Annotated in this window: 9 protein-coding genes; 1 reads left to right on the top strand and 8 read right to left on the bottom strand. The window is 42.4% G+C overall.

Annotated features, from left to right (window positions below):
• On the bottom strand, positions 1 to 1,563 hold a 1,563-nt coding region (locus QZL64_RS13095), incomplete at its 3' end, for a DNA topoisomerase (protein WP_296309708.1).
• Between the two features lie 256 nt (positions 1,564 to 1,819).
• Here QZL64_RS13095 and QZL64_RS13090 point away from each other — a divergent pair.
• Complete coding sequence (locus tag QZL64_RS13090) at positions 1,820 to 3,415, top strand: peptide chain release factor 3 (RefSeq protein WP_021842394.1); 1,596 nt, start codon at positions 1,820 to 1,822, stop codon at positions 3,413 to 3,415.
• 611 nt (positions 3,416 to 4,026) lie between these two features.
• On the opposite strand, the gene QZL64_RS13085 is transcribed toward QZL64_RS13090, so the two are convergent.
• From QZL64_RS13085 to ppx, 7 genes are all read right to left on the bottom strand, one after another.
• Positions 4,027 to 4,869, bottom strand: a complete 843-nt coding sequence (locus QZL64_RS13085; RefSeq protein ID WP_021842393.1) for a polysaccharide deacetylase family protein — start codon at positions 4,867 to 4,869, stop codon at positions 4,027 to 4,029.
• Positions 4,870 to 5,251: 382 nt separating this feature from the next.
• The gene (gene rsmA / locus QZL64_RS13080; protein WP_021842392.1) at positions 5,252 to 6,112 is read right to left on the bottom strand and encodes a 16S rRNA (adenine(1518)-N(6)/adenine(1519)-N(6))-dimethyltransferase RsmA; all 861 of its coding nucleotides are present in this window, start codon (positions 6,110 to 6,112) and stop codon (positions 5,252 to 5,254) included.
• A gap of 156 nt (positions 6,113 to 6,268) precedes the next feature.
• On the bottom strand, positions 6,269 to 6,808 hold the full coding sequence (rnmV, locus tag QZL64_RS13075) for a ribonuclease M5 (protein ID WP_021842391.1): 540 nt from the start codon (positions 6,806 to 6,808) through the stop codon (positions 6,269 to 6,271).
• Positions 6,809 to 7,057: 249 nt separating this feature from the next.
• Positions 7,058 to 8,062, bottom strand: coding sequence for a 3D domain-containing protein (locus QZL64_RS13070; RefSeq protein WP_021842389.1), 1,005 nt, complete (start codon positions 8,060 to 8,062; stop codon positions 7,058 to 7,060).
• 555 nt (positions 8,063 to 8,617) lie between these two features.
• Positions 8,618 to 10,732, bottom strand: coding sequence for an RNA degradosome polyphosphate kinase (locus QZL64_RS13065; RefSeq protein WP_021842388.1), 2,115 nt, complete (start codon positions 10,730 to 10,732; stop codon positions 8,618 to 8,620).
• Positions 10,733 to 10,735: 3 nt separating this feature from the next.
• Complete coding sequence (locus QZL64_RS13060; RefSeq protein WP_021842387.1) at positions 10,736 to 12,286, bottom strand: Ppx/GppA phosphatase family protein; 1,551 nt, start codon at positions 12,284 to 12,286, stop codon at positions 10,736 to 10,738.
• 10 nt (positions 12,287 to 12,296) lie between these two features.
• Entirely contained in the window at positions 12,297 to 13,835 is a 1,539-nt protein-coding gene (ppx, locus tag QZL64_RS13055; RefSeq protein WP_021842386.1) for an exopolyphosphatase, read from the bottom strand.
• Positions 13,836 to 14,011 lie beyond the last annotated feature (176 nt).

The raw sequence follows: 14,011 nt of genomic DNA, 5'->3' as shown, positions 1-14,011 counted from the left end.
GGCTGCCGTAAAACGGCTCGGCGGTTTGGTCTGCTTCGCATCAATAGCCATACTATCTACATCAACAGAATCGCCTTTTTTCACATTCGGCAGTTCACCACTCTCTTCAATAGGCTGTTTGCGTTTTTTACTTGCTTCCTGCGAATCCGCCTCTTCATCACCGACCGAATCATCCCCATCATTGCCGTCATCCGTTGCTGAATCGTCCTTTTTAGCTTTTTGATATAAAGCCTTCCAGCCTACTACCAAAATAACGCGACCATGAGCGACAAATTCCTCATCACATTGGGTCACCGTTAAACGAGTTTGCTCGTATTCATGTTCCGGATAAAACTGCGTAATATAGGACTGGGCGATGAGAAAATAAATATTTCTCTCCATGTCCGGCAACGTAGCCATGTTACAAGCCACCGTCGTTGGAATAACGGCATGGTGAGCGGTGATTTTCTTATCGTTCCACGCCCGTGATTTAATGGTTAAATCAGCACCTTGAGCCCATTCACCGATAACGCCGCTGTTTTTACTTAAATTCTGTATGATTGCATGGCGATCTTCAAATTGATTTGTCGGTAAATAATCACAATCCGAACGCGGGTAAGTAGTCAATTTCTTTTCATATAATTTCTGCGCCGTATCGAGCACCTGCTGCGGGTCATAACCATAAGCCTTCCCTGCTGCAACCTGCAATGCCGACAACGATAAAGGCAGACGCTGGGCTTCTTTTTTCTTCGTCTTCTCCCGTTTGGAAATGACGCCCGTCTTACCATCCATCAAGCGCTTAGCCAATTCTTCGGCTACCGCTTTTTTTATTAAACGCCCTTCCGGGTCGAGGCCGATTTGATCGTCTTTAGGCTGCCACGTGGCCCAGAAACTGCCGTTCGGATGTTTGTATAAAACTTTTAAAGTAAAGTAATCAACGGGCACGAAATTTTCCAATTCCCGTTCACGGCGAACCACCAAGGCCAGGGTCGGGGTTTTTACACGGCCAATCGGAAAGGTAACTTTATTCCCCTGCCTGCGTTGCTGTAAGGTATAAGCACGGGATAAATTCATGCCTACGAGCCAATCGGCGCGGGCTCTGGCCAAAGCAGATTGTTGTAAATTATAAAAATCCTTATTATCACGCAAGTCATTGAGAGCTGCGCGAATCGACTTTTCATCCAGCGCATTCAACAAAATACGCTGCACAGGTTTCTTATTATTTACGTACACTAAAATCTCATCAATAAGGAGCTGTCCTTCGCGATCCGGGTCACCGGCGTTAACAATTGTATCCGCATCTTCGATAAGCTTTTTAATAGTCTGAAACTGCTTAGCACTGCTCTTCGTCACCAGCAATTGCCATTCGTCCGGCACTATGGGCAAATCGGCGGCATTCCAACGCTTATAGCGTTCATTATAGTCCCCCGGCTGAGCCTGTTCCAACACATGTCCAAAGGCCCAAGTGACTACATCATCGCCTTGCACAATAAAACCGTCGCGCTTTTGCACATTCTTCTGCTCCGGTAAATATTTACTTATTTCTCGCCCCATACTGGGCTTTTCGGCAATAAATAATCTCATAGGCCCTCCTTTGTCTGTTCTATTATACACTAAACCGGGCGTTCATAAAAGGAACCCACTCATACCGGTGGTGCGGATACGCCCCAATGGTGCTTCTAGTCACCAAATATGCACTCCATGATAATGGCCCACGCCTGCTCCACGCCTAAACCGTCATCCCTGTGACTATCTTAAATTTAATAAAATGAATTTAATGACAAAACGCCCGTCATTAGTATATAATTTTAAGGATAGATAATTTGTATGAGGTGACAACATGACATTCTTAGAAGAAGTTAAACGCCGACGCACGTTTGCCATCATTTCGCATCCGGATGCCGGTAAAACTACATTAACTGAAAAACTGCTCCTTTACGGTGGTGCTATTCACTTAGCCGGGTCCGTAAAGTCTCGTAAAACTCAAAAATATGCCGTATCCGACTGGATGGAAATCGAAAAACAACGTGGTATCTCGGTAACAAGTTCCGTGCTTCAATTCGATTATGACGGCTGCCGCGTCAATATCTTGGACACCCCCGGTCACCAAGACTTCTCGGAAGATACTTACCGTACCTTAATGGCCGCAGACAGTGCAGTCATGCTTATCGACGTAGCGAAAGGTGTGGAAGCGCAGACAAAAAAACTCTTTGCTGTATGTAAAGAGCGCGGTATTCCTATTTTCACCTTCGTCAACAAAATTGACCATTTCGGCCGTAATCCCTTTGATTTGATGGAAGAAATTGAAAACTCCTTGGGCATTCGCGCCGTTCCTATGAACTGGCCAGTTGGCATCAACGGAGAATATCAGGGGATTTACGACCGAGAAACTCACACGGTTGACCTTTTTGCCAAAGACGAAACACATGGTCAACAAAAATTGGCATCTACCAAAGAATCGGTAGACGATCCGGCATTTCGTGAGTTATTGGGCGAAGAAGTGCATCAGTCCTTGATTGATGATATTGAACTCCTCGACGTAGCAGGCGACGAATTCGATTTCGACCGTGTTCGTGCCGGTGAATTAACGCCAATGTTCTTCGGTTCCGCTATGACCAACTTCGGGGTTAAACCGTTTTTAGAAAAATTCCTCGACTTAGCCCCCTCCCCGACTCCTCGCCAAGCCATTGAAGAAACCGTAGAAGCCACTTCCGAAGACTTCTCCGCCTTTGTTTTCAAAATCCAAGCCAATATGAACCCTAACCATCACGATCGCATCGTGTTCATGCGTATTTGCTCCGGTAAGTTTGAAAAAGGCATGTCCGTATTGCATCGTCAATCGAATAAAAGTATTCGCCTGGCGCAGCCGCAACAGTTCTTGGCTACGGAACGCACGATTATCGACGAAGCCTATCCCGGCGACATTATCGGTGTTTTTGATGCCGGTACTATGGGCGTAGGTGATACCCTTTGTGCTCCTAATCACAAAGTAACCTTCGGCGACTTCCCTGTGTTCCCACCGGAATTCTTTGCCCGCGTCAGCCCGAAAGATACGATGAAACGTAAACAATTCCAAAAAGGGATGACTCAATTGGCCCAGGAAGGTGCGGTACAGATTTTTGAACAGCCTCATTCCATGGACTCCTTCATCGTCGGCGCCGTTGGTATGCTTCAGTTTGAAGTATTACAGTATCGTTTACGCAATGAATACGGTGTTGAACCGATTACTGATTCCCTCCCTTACAGCGTAGCCCGTTGGGTAAAAGAAGATGTGGATATTAAGCAGCTTAAAGGTCTTGATAATGCCATGGCTGTTAAAGATAATCGGGCGCGAACCGTTATTTTGATAAGTAATGAGTGGCAAATGGGATGGGTTGTGGAACGAAATCCTGATGTGACGTTCTTAGAGACGCCGGCGCTGAATGAGCATATTTAGTGTTTGCTTGGGCGGTAAGCTTAAAATAATTATTTAAAAATAGAAGGTGTCCATGTATTAGATATTTTCTTTTGGCAAAATAAATAATTAATTTGCGAATAAAATAGAGAGGATTCCTGCCGAAAAGTGACTGCGCTTTTGGCAGATAAAATCTAAAACACTTAATATAAATAGAGAGGACTCGTGCCGAAAAGTGACTGCGCTTCGCTTGTAAAACTTTTCTTACACGAGTCCTCTCTATTTCTTTTATATCATCTCAATTCAAAGCTTTTATCTGCCAAAAGAAAAGACTATAGAACTTCCTACAAGGGTCCTCTCTATTTTTTATATCATCTCAATTTAAAATCAATTTTGCCAAAAGAAAACTCCAATCTACTCTTACATGGACACTTTCTATTGTAAACATCTCAATTTAAGGCTTACCGCCCGAAAGCAAACACCTGCGTATCTCCTCTATTCAGCGCCCGGTGGCACTCTAATTCAGTTCACATCATGATTTCGTGGAGGTGGTGAGGCTCTGAGTCAGACTCACACAAAAAAAGAAGGTTCCAAGCAAGGAACGCCTTTTACTGTGAAACAGTCAGGCTTCCGGTGTGGAACCTTCTTTTTACTTAGAAAAGTGGCACTATTGATGCCAAGGTTGGATGGTTATGGGCGAGCAGGAAGTCACGGAGTGACCACAGGCCGCCGATGATTTCTACGTAGTGGAGGCGTAGTTGCATGCTTAGGAGTGGGTTGTCTCCTTCAAATACGGGTACGCGGTCCAGGTTAAAGCGGTTTTCACCGCTTCTTACATTCCCTGTATCAACGGTAAATGCCAAGCGATAGCCTGCTGCCTGAGCCAAAGCGTCTACTTGCGGGTTAGTAAAGCCGCACGGATAGGCGATGTATTGCACCGGATGGCCTAGTGTAGTTTCTAATAATGTTTTAGAATGGCTAAATTCATCAGCCACCGCATCGCTGGAGAGCTTGCGCAAATCTTTATGCGAATAGGTATGAGATTCAACTTCAAATATATGGCTTGCTTCCATTTCTTTCAGCTGCTCCGCCGATAAGAATCCGGGAGCGCCAATGGAGTCGCCAATCATAAACAAAGTGGCCTTCATGCCGTATTCTTTTAAAATCGGCATTGCTTCGGTATAGTTGTCTACATAGCCGTCATCAAATGTGATTACGACCGGTTTACTTGGCAATGGCAAATTATTCTGCAAATAGCCGTATAATTCTTCCATAGTAATCGCATGATAACCTTGCTCTTGTAAATATGCCATTTGATTTCTGAAATCCGAAGTTTTCATTGTCAATGGGGAAAATTTTTCATCATTCACTTGATGATAGTTTAAAACGGGAATCCCTCGCAGTGTATACACCGGTGCGGTAAAATAAAACACCAAAGTCGCAAACACAACTAAAATAGCGACTACACCAAACACTTTACCTGTTAAACGTAACATTACGCTTTTAACTCCTATGAAACTCTTGCAACTTATATTTTTGAAAACGCAGGTTAACTTTCTAATTATTGCTTACTCTTGCAACTTATATTAAAAAAAATGCAGGCTAACTTTCTAATTATTGCTTGCTATTTTATTATTTCATTGCAAAAGACTAAGCTACTATTTTTAGTCAAAATAGTAGCTTACTTTTATCCTTAAACACCAGCCGAATTTTATTTCAAATTTCAGCTGACATCTAATAATACGCCTATACTTTTAAATTTGCAATAGTTATTTTTGAAAAATAATTTTATACCCTGTTATAATGTTTTATCTTTATTTTTGAAAACTAATTTTATAACCTGCTGTTGCGGTCAATATTTATTTTTGAAAAATAATTTTATGCCTTGCCGTAGAGTTCATGCCAAGCATTAGCCAAAGCGGCAAAGTCATCTAAGGTAAAGGTTTCACCGCGCAAAAAGCCGTCAATGCCGGCTTTTTCTAAAATAGCCGCAATCTGTTCTTTAGCGAGACCGGTTGTTTTCATAGTATTGCTAAATGTTTTACGACGCTGCGCAAAAGCGGCCTTAATAACACGGAATAAGAGTTTTTCATCAGCCACTTGTACCGGTGGTTCTTTGCGCAAACGACAGCGAATAACCGCACTGGTTACTTCAGGTGGCGGCAAGAAGGATTTAGGCGACACTTCGAATACGATATCCGGTTCCGTATAGTACTGTACAGCCACGGAGAGTGCACCATACGCTTTGGTTCCCGGTTCGGCCACCATGCGCTCTGCCACTTCTTTTTGTACCATTACGACGAGTCGCTCAATAGGAAGTTTCATTTCCAATAGGGACATAATAATCGGCGTCGTAATATAATATGGTAAATTTGCCACTACTTTAAACGGCTTATGGTTCATTAATTCAGGAATATTTACTTTTAAAATATCGCCATGAATTATATTAACATTGTCATAGCCTGCTAAGGTCGTATCCAATACTTCCAACAAACGGCGGTCCAATTCTACGGCCGTCACATCCGCTTTACTCTGTGCCAAGCCCTGCGTAAGCGTACCGATGCCCGGTCCGATTTCCAATACCGGCTCCCCCGGTACCAGCTGGGCTGCTTTTACAATATCATCTACCACATGGCGGGAGATGAGAAAGTTTTGTCCCAACTTTTTACTCATGTGAATGCCAAAGCGTTTGCATATGTAATGCACTACTTCGGGACTCGCAATAATTGATTCTAACATATATATCCTTTCAAAAGAGTACTTTAACTCATTGTATTCGCACTACCGATCGCTAACAATCCCACCTATCATCATATCGTGTAAACGCCCGACTAGCCGCTTATTATGTCAAGTAAGCCTCCAACTAGCCGCTTATTATATCAATTAGGCATCTGACTAGCCAATCATTATGTCGCGCATGGCCTCATTAAAGCCCTCACGGGTAACGCCGTAGTGATTTAAACGGTATAAAAACTGCTTGCTGTTGCCATAACCGATGCCCAGTTTAGCACCTGCAATAGCGCGATTATCGGCGCTACGCGGTGAACCGGTTAAGTTATGAGCTACCATGTCCTGCATGGTAAATTCTTCAGACGACTCAAGCGACTGTGTGTGTAATTTTCCTAACGCTTCACGAATGGCTTCCGGTGGCGCTTGTTCAATCCCAATATCATCGTTGGCGGTTGCTAAGTCACGCGAGATAAATGCATGCTGCGCATCCGGAAATTTTTTGGCCAAGAAACGACGAATTCGTTCGCCCGCCGTGTCAGGGTCGGTAAAAATAATAATTCCTCTTTTTTCATAGGCAACTTGTATTTGCTCCAATACCCCTTTGCGTAAAGTAAATCCTTCGGTAGCAATACAATCAGCCTCTACTGCTTTGGCAATCTGCTGAATATCCGACTTGCCTTCGACTACGATTACTTCTTTTAACATAAGTATTTCCTTTCCACAATGGCCAAACAATCAACTGTGAATAAAATCAACTGTGAATAAAATAGGCTTTATAGCTACTTAATTTTACCAAATTTTTCAAAAATAATAAAGAAGAGGCTATAACAACATGCGGGTCAAAACGCATTTCGTTACAACCTCTTCTTACGACGAGTTTACATATTTAATTACTGTAAAAATTCAATTACTATGAAGTTTATCAGGCCTAAATTAGGTACTGAAAAAACTTCTTTACTGTAAAACATAAACTTCTACAGAACGGCGACCAAATTCCATCGCCTCACCATAAGATTCCATTAATAGGTCAATTTTGTGACCTCTAATAGCTCCGCCGGTATCCGCTGCTATAGCCATGCCATAGCCCGGAATGTAAAGACGTGTACCCAATGGAATCACATTCGGATCCACTGCTACAACGCCTCGTCTGGCCACCATGCCGGTAGCCGTGATGCCTCGACCATCACCATCACCCGGTAAATACGCTGACGCTTCCATAGTCAGCACCTCGCGATAGCGTACTACCCCACGAGAGGTTTCTACCACATCTCGTGAACCTTCTTTGATGATTGTCGGTACCATCCGTTTAATATCATTCTGACTAATAATTTGCTTTTTGATTCCCTTACCATCCTGGTACAAGATTTCCTCCTCAACGGAAACTAAACCGGGAGTACCCTCTTGGATAACTTCCTGTTCGCCGATGTGCATGGAGTCGTCTCGCTGACGAATAACCTGTACTTCTACAGGCTGTTCGTAAGTTTTTACAGAACGACCGGTTACATGAGCTATAGCAACCTCACTACCAGCTTGTAAGTGCTGATTGCTATCTCCCAATGGTACGTAATTAGGTGCATGATATCCCAACTCATCAGCTAGACCCTGGGCTGTCGTTTGAACGGTCATAACATCTTTAGCTACGCCGTCAATCGTTACTTTTACAGGAAATGCTCGTAGAACTGTTAATTGAGTTCCGTTTTGCAAAGTCTGCGTATTTAATAATACAGCATCTTTTGGCCCGAGCGTAATCCCGGCATCGTGTAAAATGCCCTCCGCTGAGTTGAGGTGTGTCCTAACAATCTGTGCTTGACCATCAGCTAAAATCGTAACCGATTTCTCATTCCAAGCAAAGCCTGAAATCGTCATAAACACGACCGCTAGGAGTAACAGCAAAAGTGACGTATGGCGTCTCAAGAGGGTCGCCATATTCTTCTTTTGCATTACTAGATATTTTGTCATCTAATCCCTCCTACCGCGCTATTCTACCACAAAGAGATACAGAGCGTCAACAAAACGGCCGGACGGTATAAATAAACACAGCATCTTCAGATTTCTCTCATGTTTATATTTTTCTTTATTTTTCGTTTATGTCCTTTTGTAGTGTACACAAAATAGCTACAATTATATTTATTTATTTTATTTATAATCTCCTCATTTTTATTTTATTCTCTTTAGGAATAATTGTGCATGAAAATACACTACCAGCTCTGAAAGCCTTTATATAAAGGGCTCACAGCTTTAATGTTAATAATCAAAAAGAAGTATCGACCTGATAATGGAAATCACTTTCTATTACAAGTCGATACTTCAGTAAGAAAAATTATTTGATTTTCTGATAATTACACAAAAATGTGTTTAAATGTTTTTTAAAACCAACCGCTATAATCGGCGCTTTATTATTAAACGATTCGTGTAATTCCTCACCTCTAATTTCAGGCGTATACATATCTTTATTATGTCGTATTTAAGGTTAATAACGGCTTATACATTAGCTGAAATCATATATAAGGCTTTTTATTCCTTAAACATTGGTTGCATGCGTTCAACTACGGTCATTTTGGGATGTTCACTCGCCTGTTTGGCTTCTTTCATCAACGTTTCTTGAGCCGAAACTTTGTCAGTCTTGCTTACAAGCTTACGATAAGAGCCATCAGCACGCATTACATGGGCTTTTTGATTATCGCGAAGGTATAAATCCAAAATACCGCGAACGCGTTCTTTATGGATTTTATCTTCAATCGGAATCATCAGTTCTACACGTTCATTGAGGTTACGCGGCATCCAGTCGGCACTGGATAAGAATACGCGGTCGTTACCGCCGTGACGGAAGTAGAACAAACGATGATGTTCCAAGAAACGACCGATTATAGAGCGAACCTGGATATTTTCACTCACATTCGGAATACCCGGACGCAACGTACAAATACCACGTACAATTAAATCGATTTTAACCCCTTTTGAAGACGCTTCATAGAGTTTAGCCACTACTTCGCGGTCCAATAAAGAGTTCATTTTAGCTATCATATAAGACGGTTCGCCTTTTTCGGCATAGCTGATTTCTTCATCGATGAGTTCCATTATTTTTTCGCGTAAATTGAGAGGTGCTACGATGAATTTATTCCAAATCGGAGGATCGGAATAGCCGGAAATTAAGTTGAAGAAAGCAGACGCATCTTCACCGTATTCATCATTGCAGGTAAAAATACCGCAGTCGGTGTATAAACGCGCTGTTTTGCCATTATAGTTCCCTGTTGCCAAGTGAACATAACGGCGAATGGCATCATCTTCACGACGAACTACCATGGTAATCTTAGAATGAGTTTTCAAACCTTTCAAACCATAGATTACGTGACAGCCGGATTTTTCCAAACGACGAGCCATTAAAATATTATTGGCTTCATCAAAACGAGCCTTGACTTCCATGAGGACCGTTACCTGTTTGCCGTTATCCGCCGCTTTAATAAGGGACGAAATAATCGGCGAGTTGCTGCTTACGCGGTACAAGGTCTGTTTAATAGCCAATACCTGCGGATCATTGGCTGCTTGGGCTACGAAGTCTTCAACGGTTTTAAAGGTTTCAAACGGATGGTGCACGAATAAGTCGTGACGGCGAATGAGGTCAAAAATATTTTCTTCTTCATGACCTACAAGATCGGCGGGCTCACAAGACTCAAATGGTGCATAGCGCAAGTAATCATAGCCTTCCATGTCGCAGAAACCAAAGTATGTACATAAATCGAGCGGACCTTGTACGATAAATGCATCTTTCGGTTTTAACTGCAAGCTGGTTAAAATGAAGTGCAATAATTCGTCATCCGGTTCACCGGCTACTTCCAAACGAACCGTAGCACCACGGCGGCGGCGACGTAAGGACTCTTCCATTTCTAGAAGTAAATCTTGTGCTTCTTCTTCGTCAATTTCAAGATCCGCATCACGGGTTACACGGAATGTCATGGTATTTAAAATGTCATAACCCACAAAGAACTGCTCTGCATAGAAGTTGATGATATCTTCTAAGTAGATGAAATAACGCTGGCCGTCTTTAGCAGGCACTTCTACGATACGATCGAGTACCGACGGAATTGGTAAAATGGCGTTCTTTGTTTCTTTATCCTCTTCGGTTTCCACAACAGAACGTTTAATTTGAACTACCGTATTCATTGTTTTATTGGCCAAGAATGGGAATGGATGGCCCGAGTCGATGGCAAGCGGTGTTACTACCGGATATACCACCCGTTCAAAGTGAATGCGTAGCCATTCCAACTGTTCCTCGTTCAAATCTTCCGGTTTTACAAAGTGCAAACCTTCTTTGCCAAGCATTTCCATAACATGGTTCAAATAAGTGTATTGAACACGCACCAAACGCTTAGCGGACTCATCAATAGCACGCAATTGTGCACGTGCATCCATGTGAGCCGCATCGTATTTAACGATGCCGTTTTCTTCCTGATGGCGCAAACCGGCTACACGAATCATAAAAAATTCGTCTAAGTTGGAACTGGTAATCGCAATAAAACGCAATTTTTCCATCAATGGATTCGTATTGTCTATCGCTTCTTGAAGGACGCGTTGATTAAATTTTAACCATGATAATTCACGGTTAAAGTAATATTTATAGTTTTCAAACATGCCTTATTTACCTCCTATGCGTAAGACCATTTCCAAACCAAAAACTTCACTAAAGTATTCTGCTTCTCGTTCAAAGGTCCATTTTTCCAAGGACAAGTCTTGCTTCGTCGTTGCTTTAACCACGATGCGTTTATCATTGCGTTCAATAGCCAGCTTCGACACTTTCAATTTATGACTTACATCCAAGGCACGCATACAACGTAATACGGCCACGAATTTTGATACCCATATCTTTTGGACTTCTTTTAAATAACGGAAGTTTTCATCATCATCATCGGGTTTGCCCTTGTAATGATAAAATACCACATTGGCTACCACTTCTTTTTCACGATCCGACAAACCGAAAAGGTCAGTCCCCATAATGATGCGATACGCATGTTCACTGTGATTACGGAGACTCACGAATTTTCCCACTTCCGATAAAATAATCGCCGTGCGAAGTACAAAGATCATGCGTTCGTTAATGCCGAAATCCACTAAATGACGACAAAGCTGTACCGCAAAACGCTCAACCTGAGCAATATGGGTTTCATCAACCTGATAGCTGCGCGCAATAGCACGAGCCAGTTGCAAGTTTTGTTCGCGCATTACTTCAAGGAAGTGATTATTTTCAAGTTCCGCGCCCTTGTATACAATTACACCCTCGGCAAAACCGTAAGGGCTGATTAACAGGCTTTGCGGTCGTACCATTTTTAACAATTCCGAATACAATACAATAGTCGGCATGAGGATATTAGCACGATATTCCGGAATACCATAGCGGTTAACGAGCTTGGTCGCGGTAACGCCATGGAAGGTGTCAACAAAGTCTTCAAATTGCTGAGGCAATAAAGACATAGTTTCCTGACCATGCGTTTCAAAACCCATCAAATTTGCTATTTCACGAGGTTCATCGCCGGATAACACGAAATATTTAACGTTAAAACGACGTACTTCTTCCTCTAACGGTTGCAACATACTGTGCAAATATTCACCTACCGCTGCCGGGAAGGATAAAGATGAACGCTGATTACGGTTAAAGGATTCCATAACGCGCAATGTACCTAAATGCACGTTTTCTTGGAATACCAAGGTACCCTTTTGCCACACCGTAAGCCCTACGCCGCCGGATGTAATATCGATAAATAAGGCTGCATCTTTAGTCTTAGTAAGCCCTTGTTTCATCATATGATAGTACAATCCGAAGTATTTATAATAAATTTCTTTAGGCATGTCCACGACTTCTACTTTGAAGCCGGTCTGCACGAAAATCTGGTCCATAATACTGCGACGGTTTTCAGCTTCACGAACGACAGCCGTAGCATACACGGTATAATCCGTAACTCCGTATTCATCGAGCATTCGTTTATAACCTTTTAGCAGGCGACAAATTTCTTCGATTGTTTGGAAGGATAATCGTTTGCTGTGGAACAATTCTTCCCCGAAGTTTACATCACGCGAAGCATAGTCGATTATTTTCACTTCATCGATAGTGGTGTATTCTACGATGGTAATACTCATACTGCTGGCTCCCAAATGGATGGCTCCATAAAGGGGCGGCTTCGATAATGCCATTATTTCCTCCTTATAAGGCTTCGCGCCACTCTACAATTAAATTCTTTCTAAAGTCCTTCTTACACTGCTTAATCAGCTTACCAATGACCACCTCCGCAATGGATGTGTTGCCGCCCGGCTTTTTCCAAACGGTCACATTAATTGTTTTATCAGTAAATTCAGTATTAACCAATACAGCCGATTGTTCATGGCTTTCGTCAATTGCTTCCGCTAAAGCTAATACTAAAGAAACTTGTGCTATCATAGCGCGATCGTCCGCCGTCAATAAATGGCCATACGGCGAGGCCTTAATAAATTTACTGTTAGTCCCATGAGAATTGGCTGCCACAAAGGCACAAATGGCCTGCTCTTTATGAGATAACCCGTATAAACTGCTGTTAACAATCAGATAGGCACTGTGACGGGCGTGACCGTAATAGTTAATGGTCTTACCGATATCATGGAGCAACGAGGATACTTGCAATAATTCACGCATGCGCGGCCCCCATTGATATACCTTGTCCCATTGATCATAGAGCATCTTTGCTAAGTTCGTAATGTACTTGGCATGAATCAAATCGCCTTGTACCATGTTGAGTAATACATTTTCAGCGGAATGAAGCAGAATATCATCTACGATGCCGTCTTCATTCATATAATTTCGGCCGTAGTAACGATAAAATAAGCCGTCACGCAAACCGCAACCACTGACACGAATCGTATTGGCATCAACGAACAACATAAGTTCGCGAATCAAAGCTGTTCCGGCAACGATAATATCGGCACGTTCAAAGGAAAGGCCGGAAATCTTACGGCGCTGTTCCAATGTACGGGTACATACATCTTCATAAATCGCATCTAAGCGTTCAAAGGATAATTCATAATTATGCAGTTTTTCAATCGGATAATTATGCGCTCTTTGGTCAATTTTGGCCAAATTACGCACTGTACCGCCAATCCCAACAAGCGGTAGCTGTTTATCCTTCAGCCATTTCTCCTTGCTAAGTACATCTTGAATATGGCTGATTAAGTTTTTACGCTCTTTTTCAGACATTTCGTCGCCGCTTTGGAATTTGCCCGTTAAAGTAAGTGCCCCCATAGGCAAACTTACGCTGTGTTTTACAGCTCTGTCTTTAACGAGTGTTACTTCAATGCTGGCGCCCCCAAGGTCAAAGAGGATGAAGTCTCGAAGGCCAATGGTATTCACTACCCCTAAAAATCCCAAATAGGCTTCTTCGGTGCCATCAATACATTCCAGATCAATACCGGTACGCTCCTTAACCAACGTAAGGAATTCGTTTCCGTTTTTGGCTAAGCGTACGGCAGCCGTGGCTACGGCATATATTTCAAGACTATCCATGGCTTCTGCCATATGTGCAAATGCCTTAAGTGTCATAATGGCACGTTCCATAGCTTCTTCAGTGAGTTTATTTTTCTCCCACATATTCTCACTGAGTCGAATGCTCTCCTTCTGCTGATAAATCAGCTGATAACTACCGTTTTCGTTAATTTCAATAATAACAAAACGCACGGAGTTGGATCCCAAATCTATAAATGAAACACGCTTCATAATTCTACCTTTCGTCTAAAACAATATGTTACCTTAATCTTACCGAAACTGAAAGAGTATTTCAAGAATATTACATAATCTTTACACACTTTATACAAAATTTTTCCTTGTCATTACATCATTGATTCACTTCAGTTAAGACTGTAAATCATAACCACCCGTAGAACGGGTGGTTT

The sequence above is a fragment of the Veillonella sp. CAG:933 genome (assembly GCF_000431435.1).
Taxonomy (GTDB): Bacteria; Bacillota; Negativicutes; order Veillonellales; family Veillonellaceae; genus Veillonella_A.
This window is presented reverse-complemented; position numbering and strand designations above follow the sequence as displayed.

What these genes read in the sequence shown, in the direction of transcription:
- QZL64_RS13090 (WP_021842394.1), top strand. Translation starts at nt 1,820, where the DNA reads ATGACATTCTTAGAAGAAGTTAAACGCCGACGCACGTTTGCCATCATT.
- QZL64_RS13085 (WP_021842393.1), bottom strand. Translation starts at nt 4,869, where the DNA reads ATGTTACGTTTAACAGGTAAAGTGTTTGGTGTAGTCGCTATTTTAGTT.
- rsmA (WP_021842392.1), bottom strand. Translation starts at nt 6,112, where the DNA reads ATGTTAGAATCAATTATTGCGAGTCCCGAAGTAGTGCATTACATATGC.
- rnmV (WP_021842391.1), bottom strand. Translation starts at nt 6,808, where the DNA reads ATGTTAAAAGAAGTAATCGTAGTCGAAGGCAAGTCGGATATTCAGCAG.
- QZL64_RS13070 (WP_021842389.1), bottom strand. Translation starts at nt 8,062, where the DNA reads ATGACAAAATATCTAGTAATGCAAAAGAAGAATATGGCGACCCTCTTG.
- QZL64_RS13065 (WP_021842388.1), bottom strand. Translation starts at nt 10,732, where the DNA reads ATGTTTGAAAACTATAAATATTACTTTAACCGTGAATTATCATGGTTA.
- QZL64_RS13060 (WP_021842387.1), bottom strand. Translation starts at nt 12,286, where the DNA reads ATGGCATTATCGAAGCCGCCCCTTTATGGAGCCATCCATTTGGGAGCC.
- ppx (WP_021842386.1), bottom strand. Translation starts at nt 13,835, where the DNA reads ATGAAGCGTGTTTCATTTATAGATTTGGGATCCAACTCCGTGCGTTTT.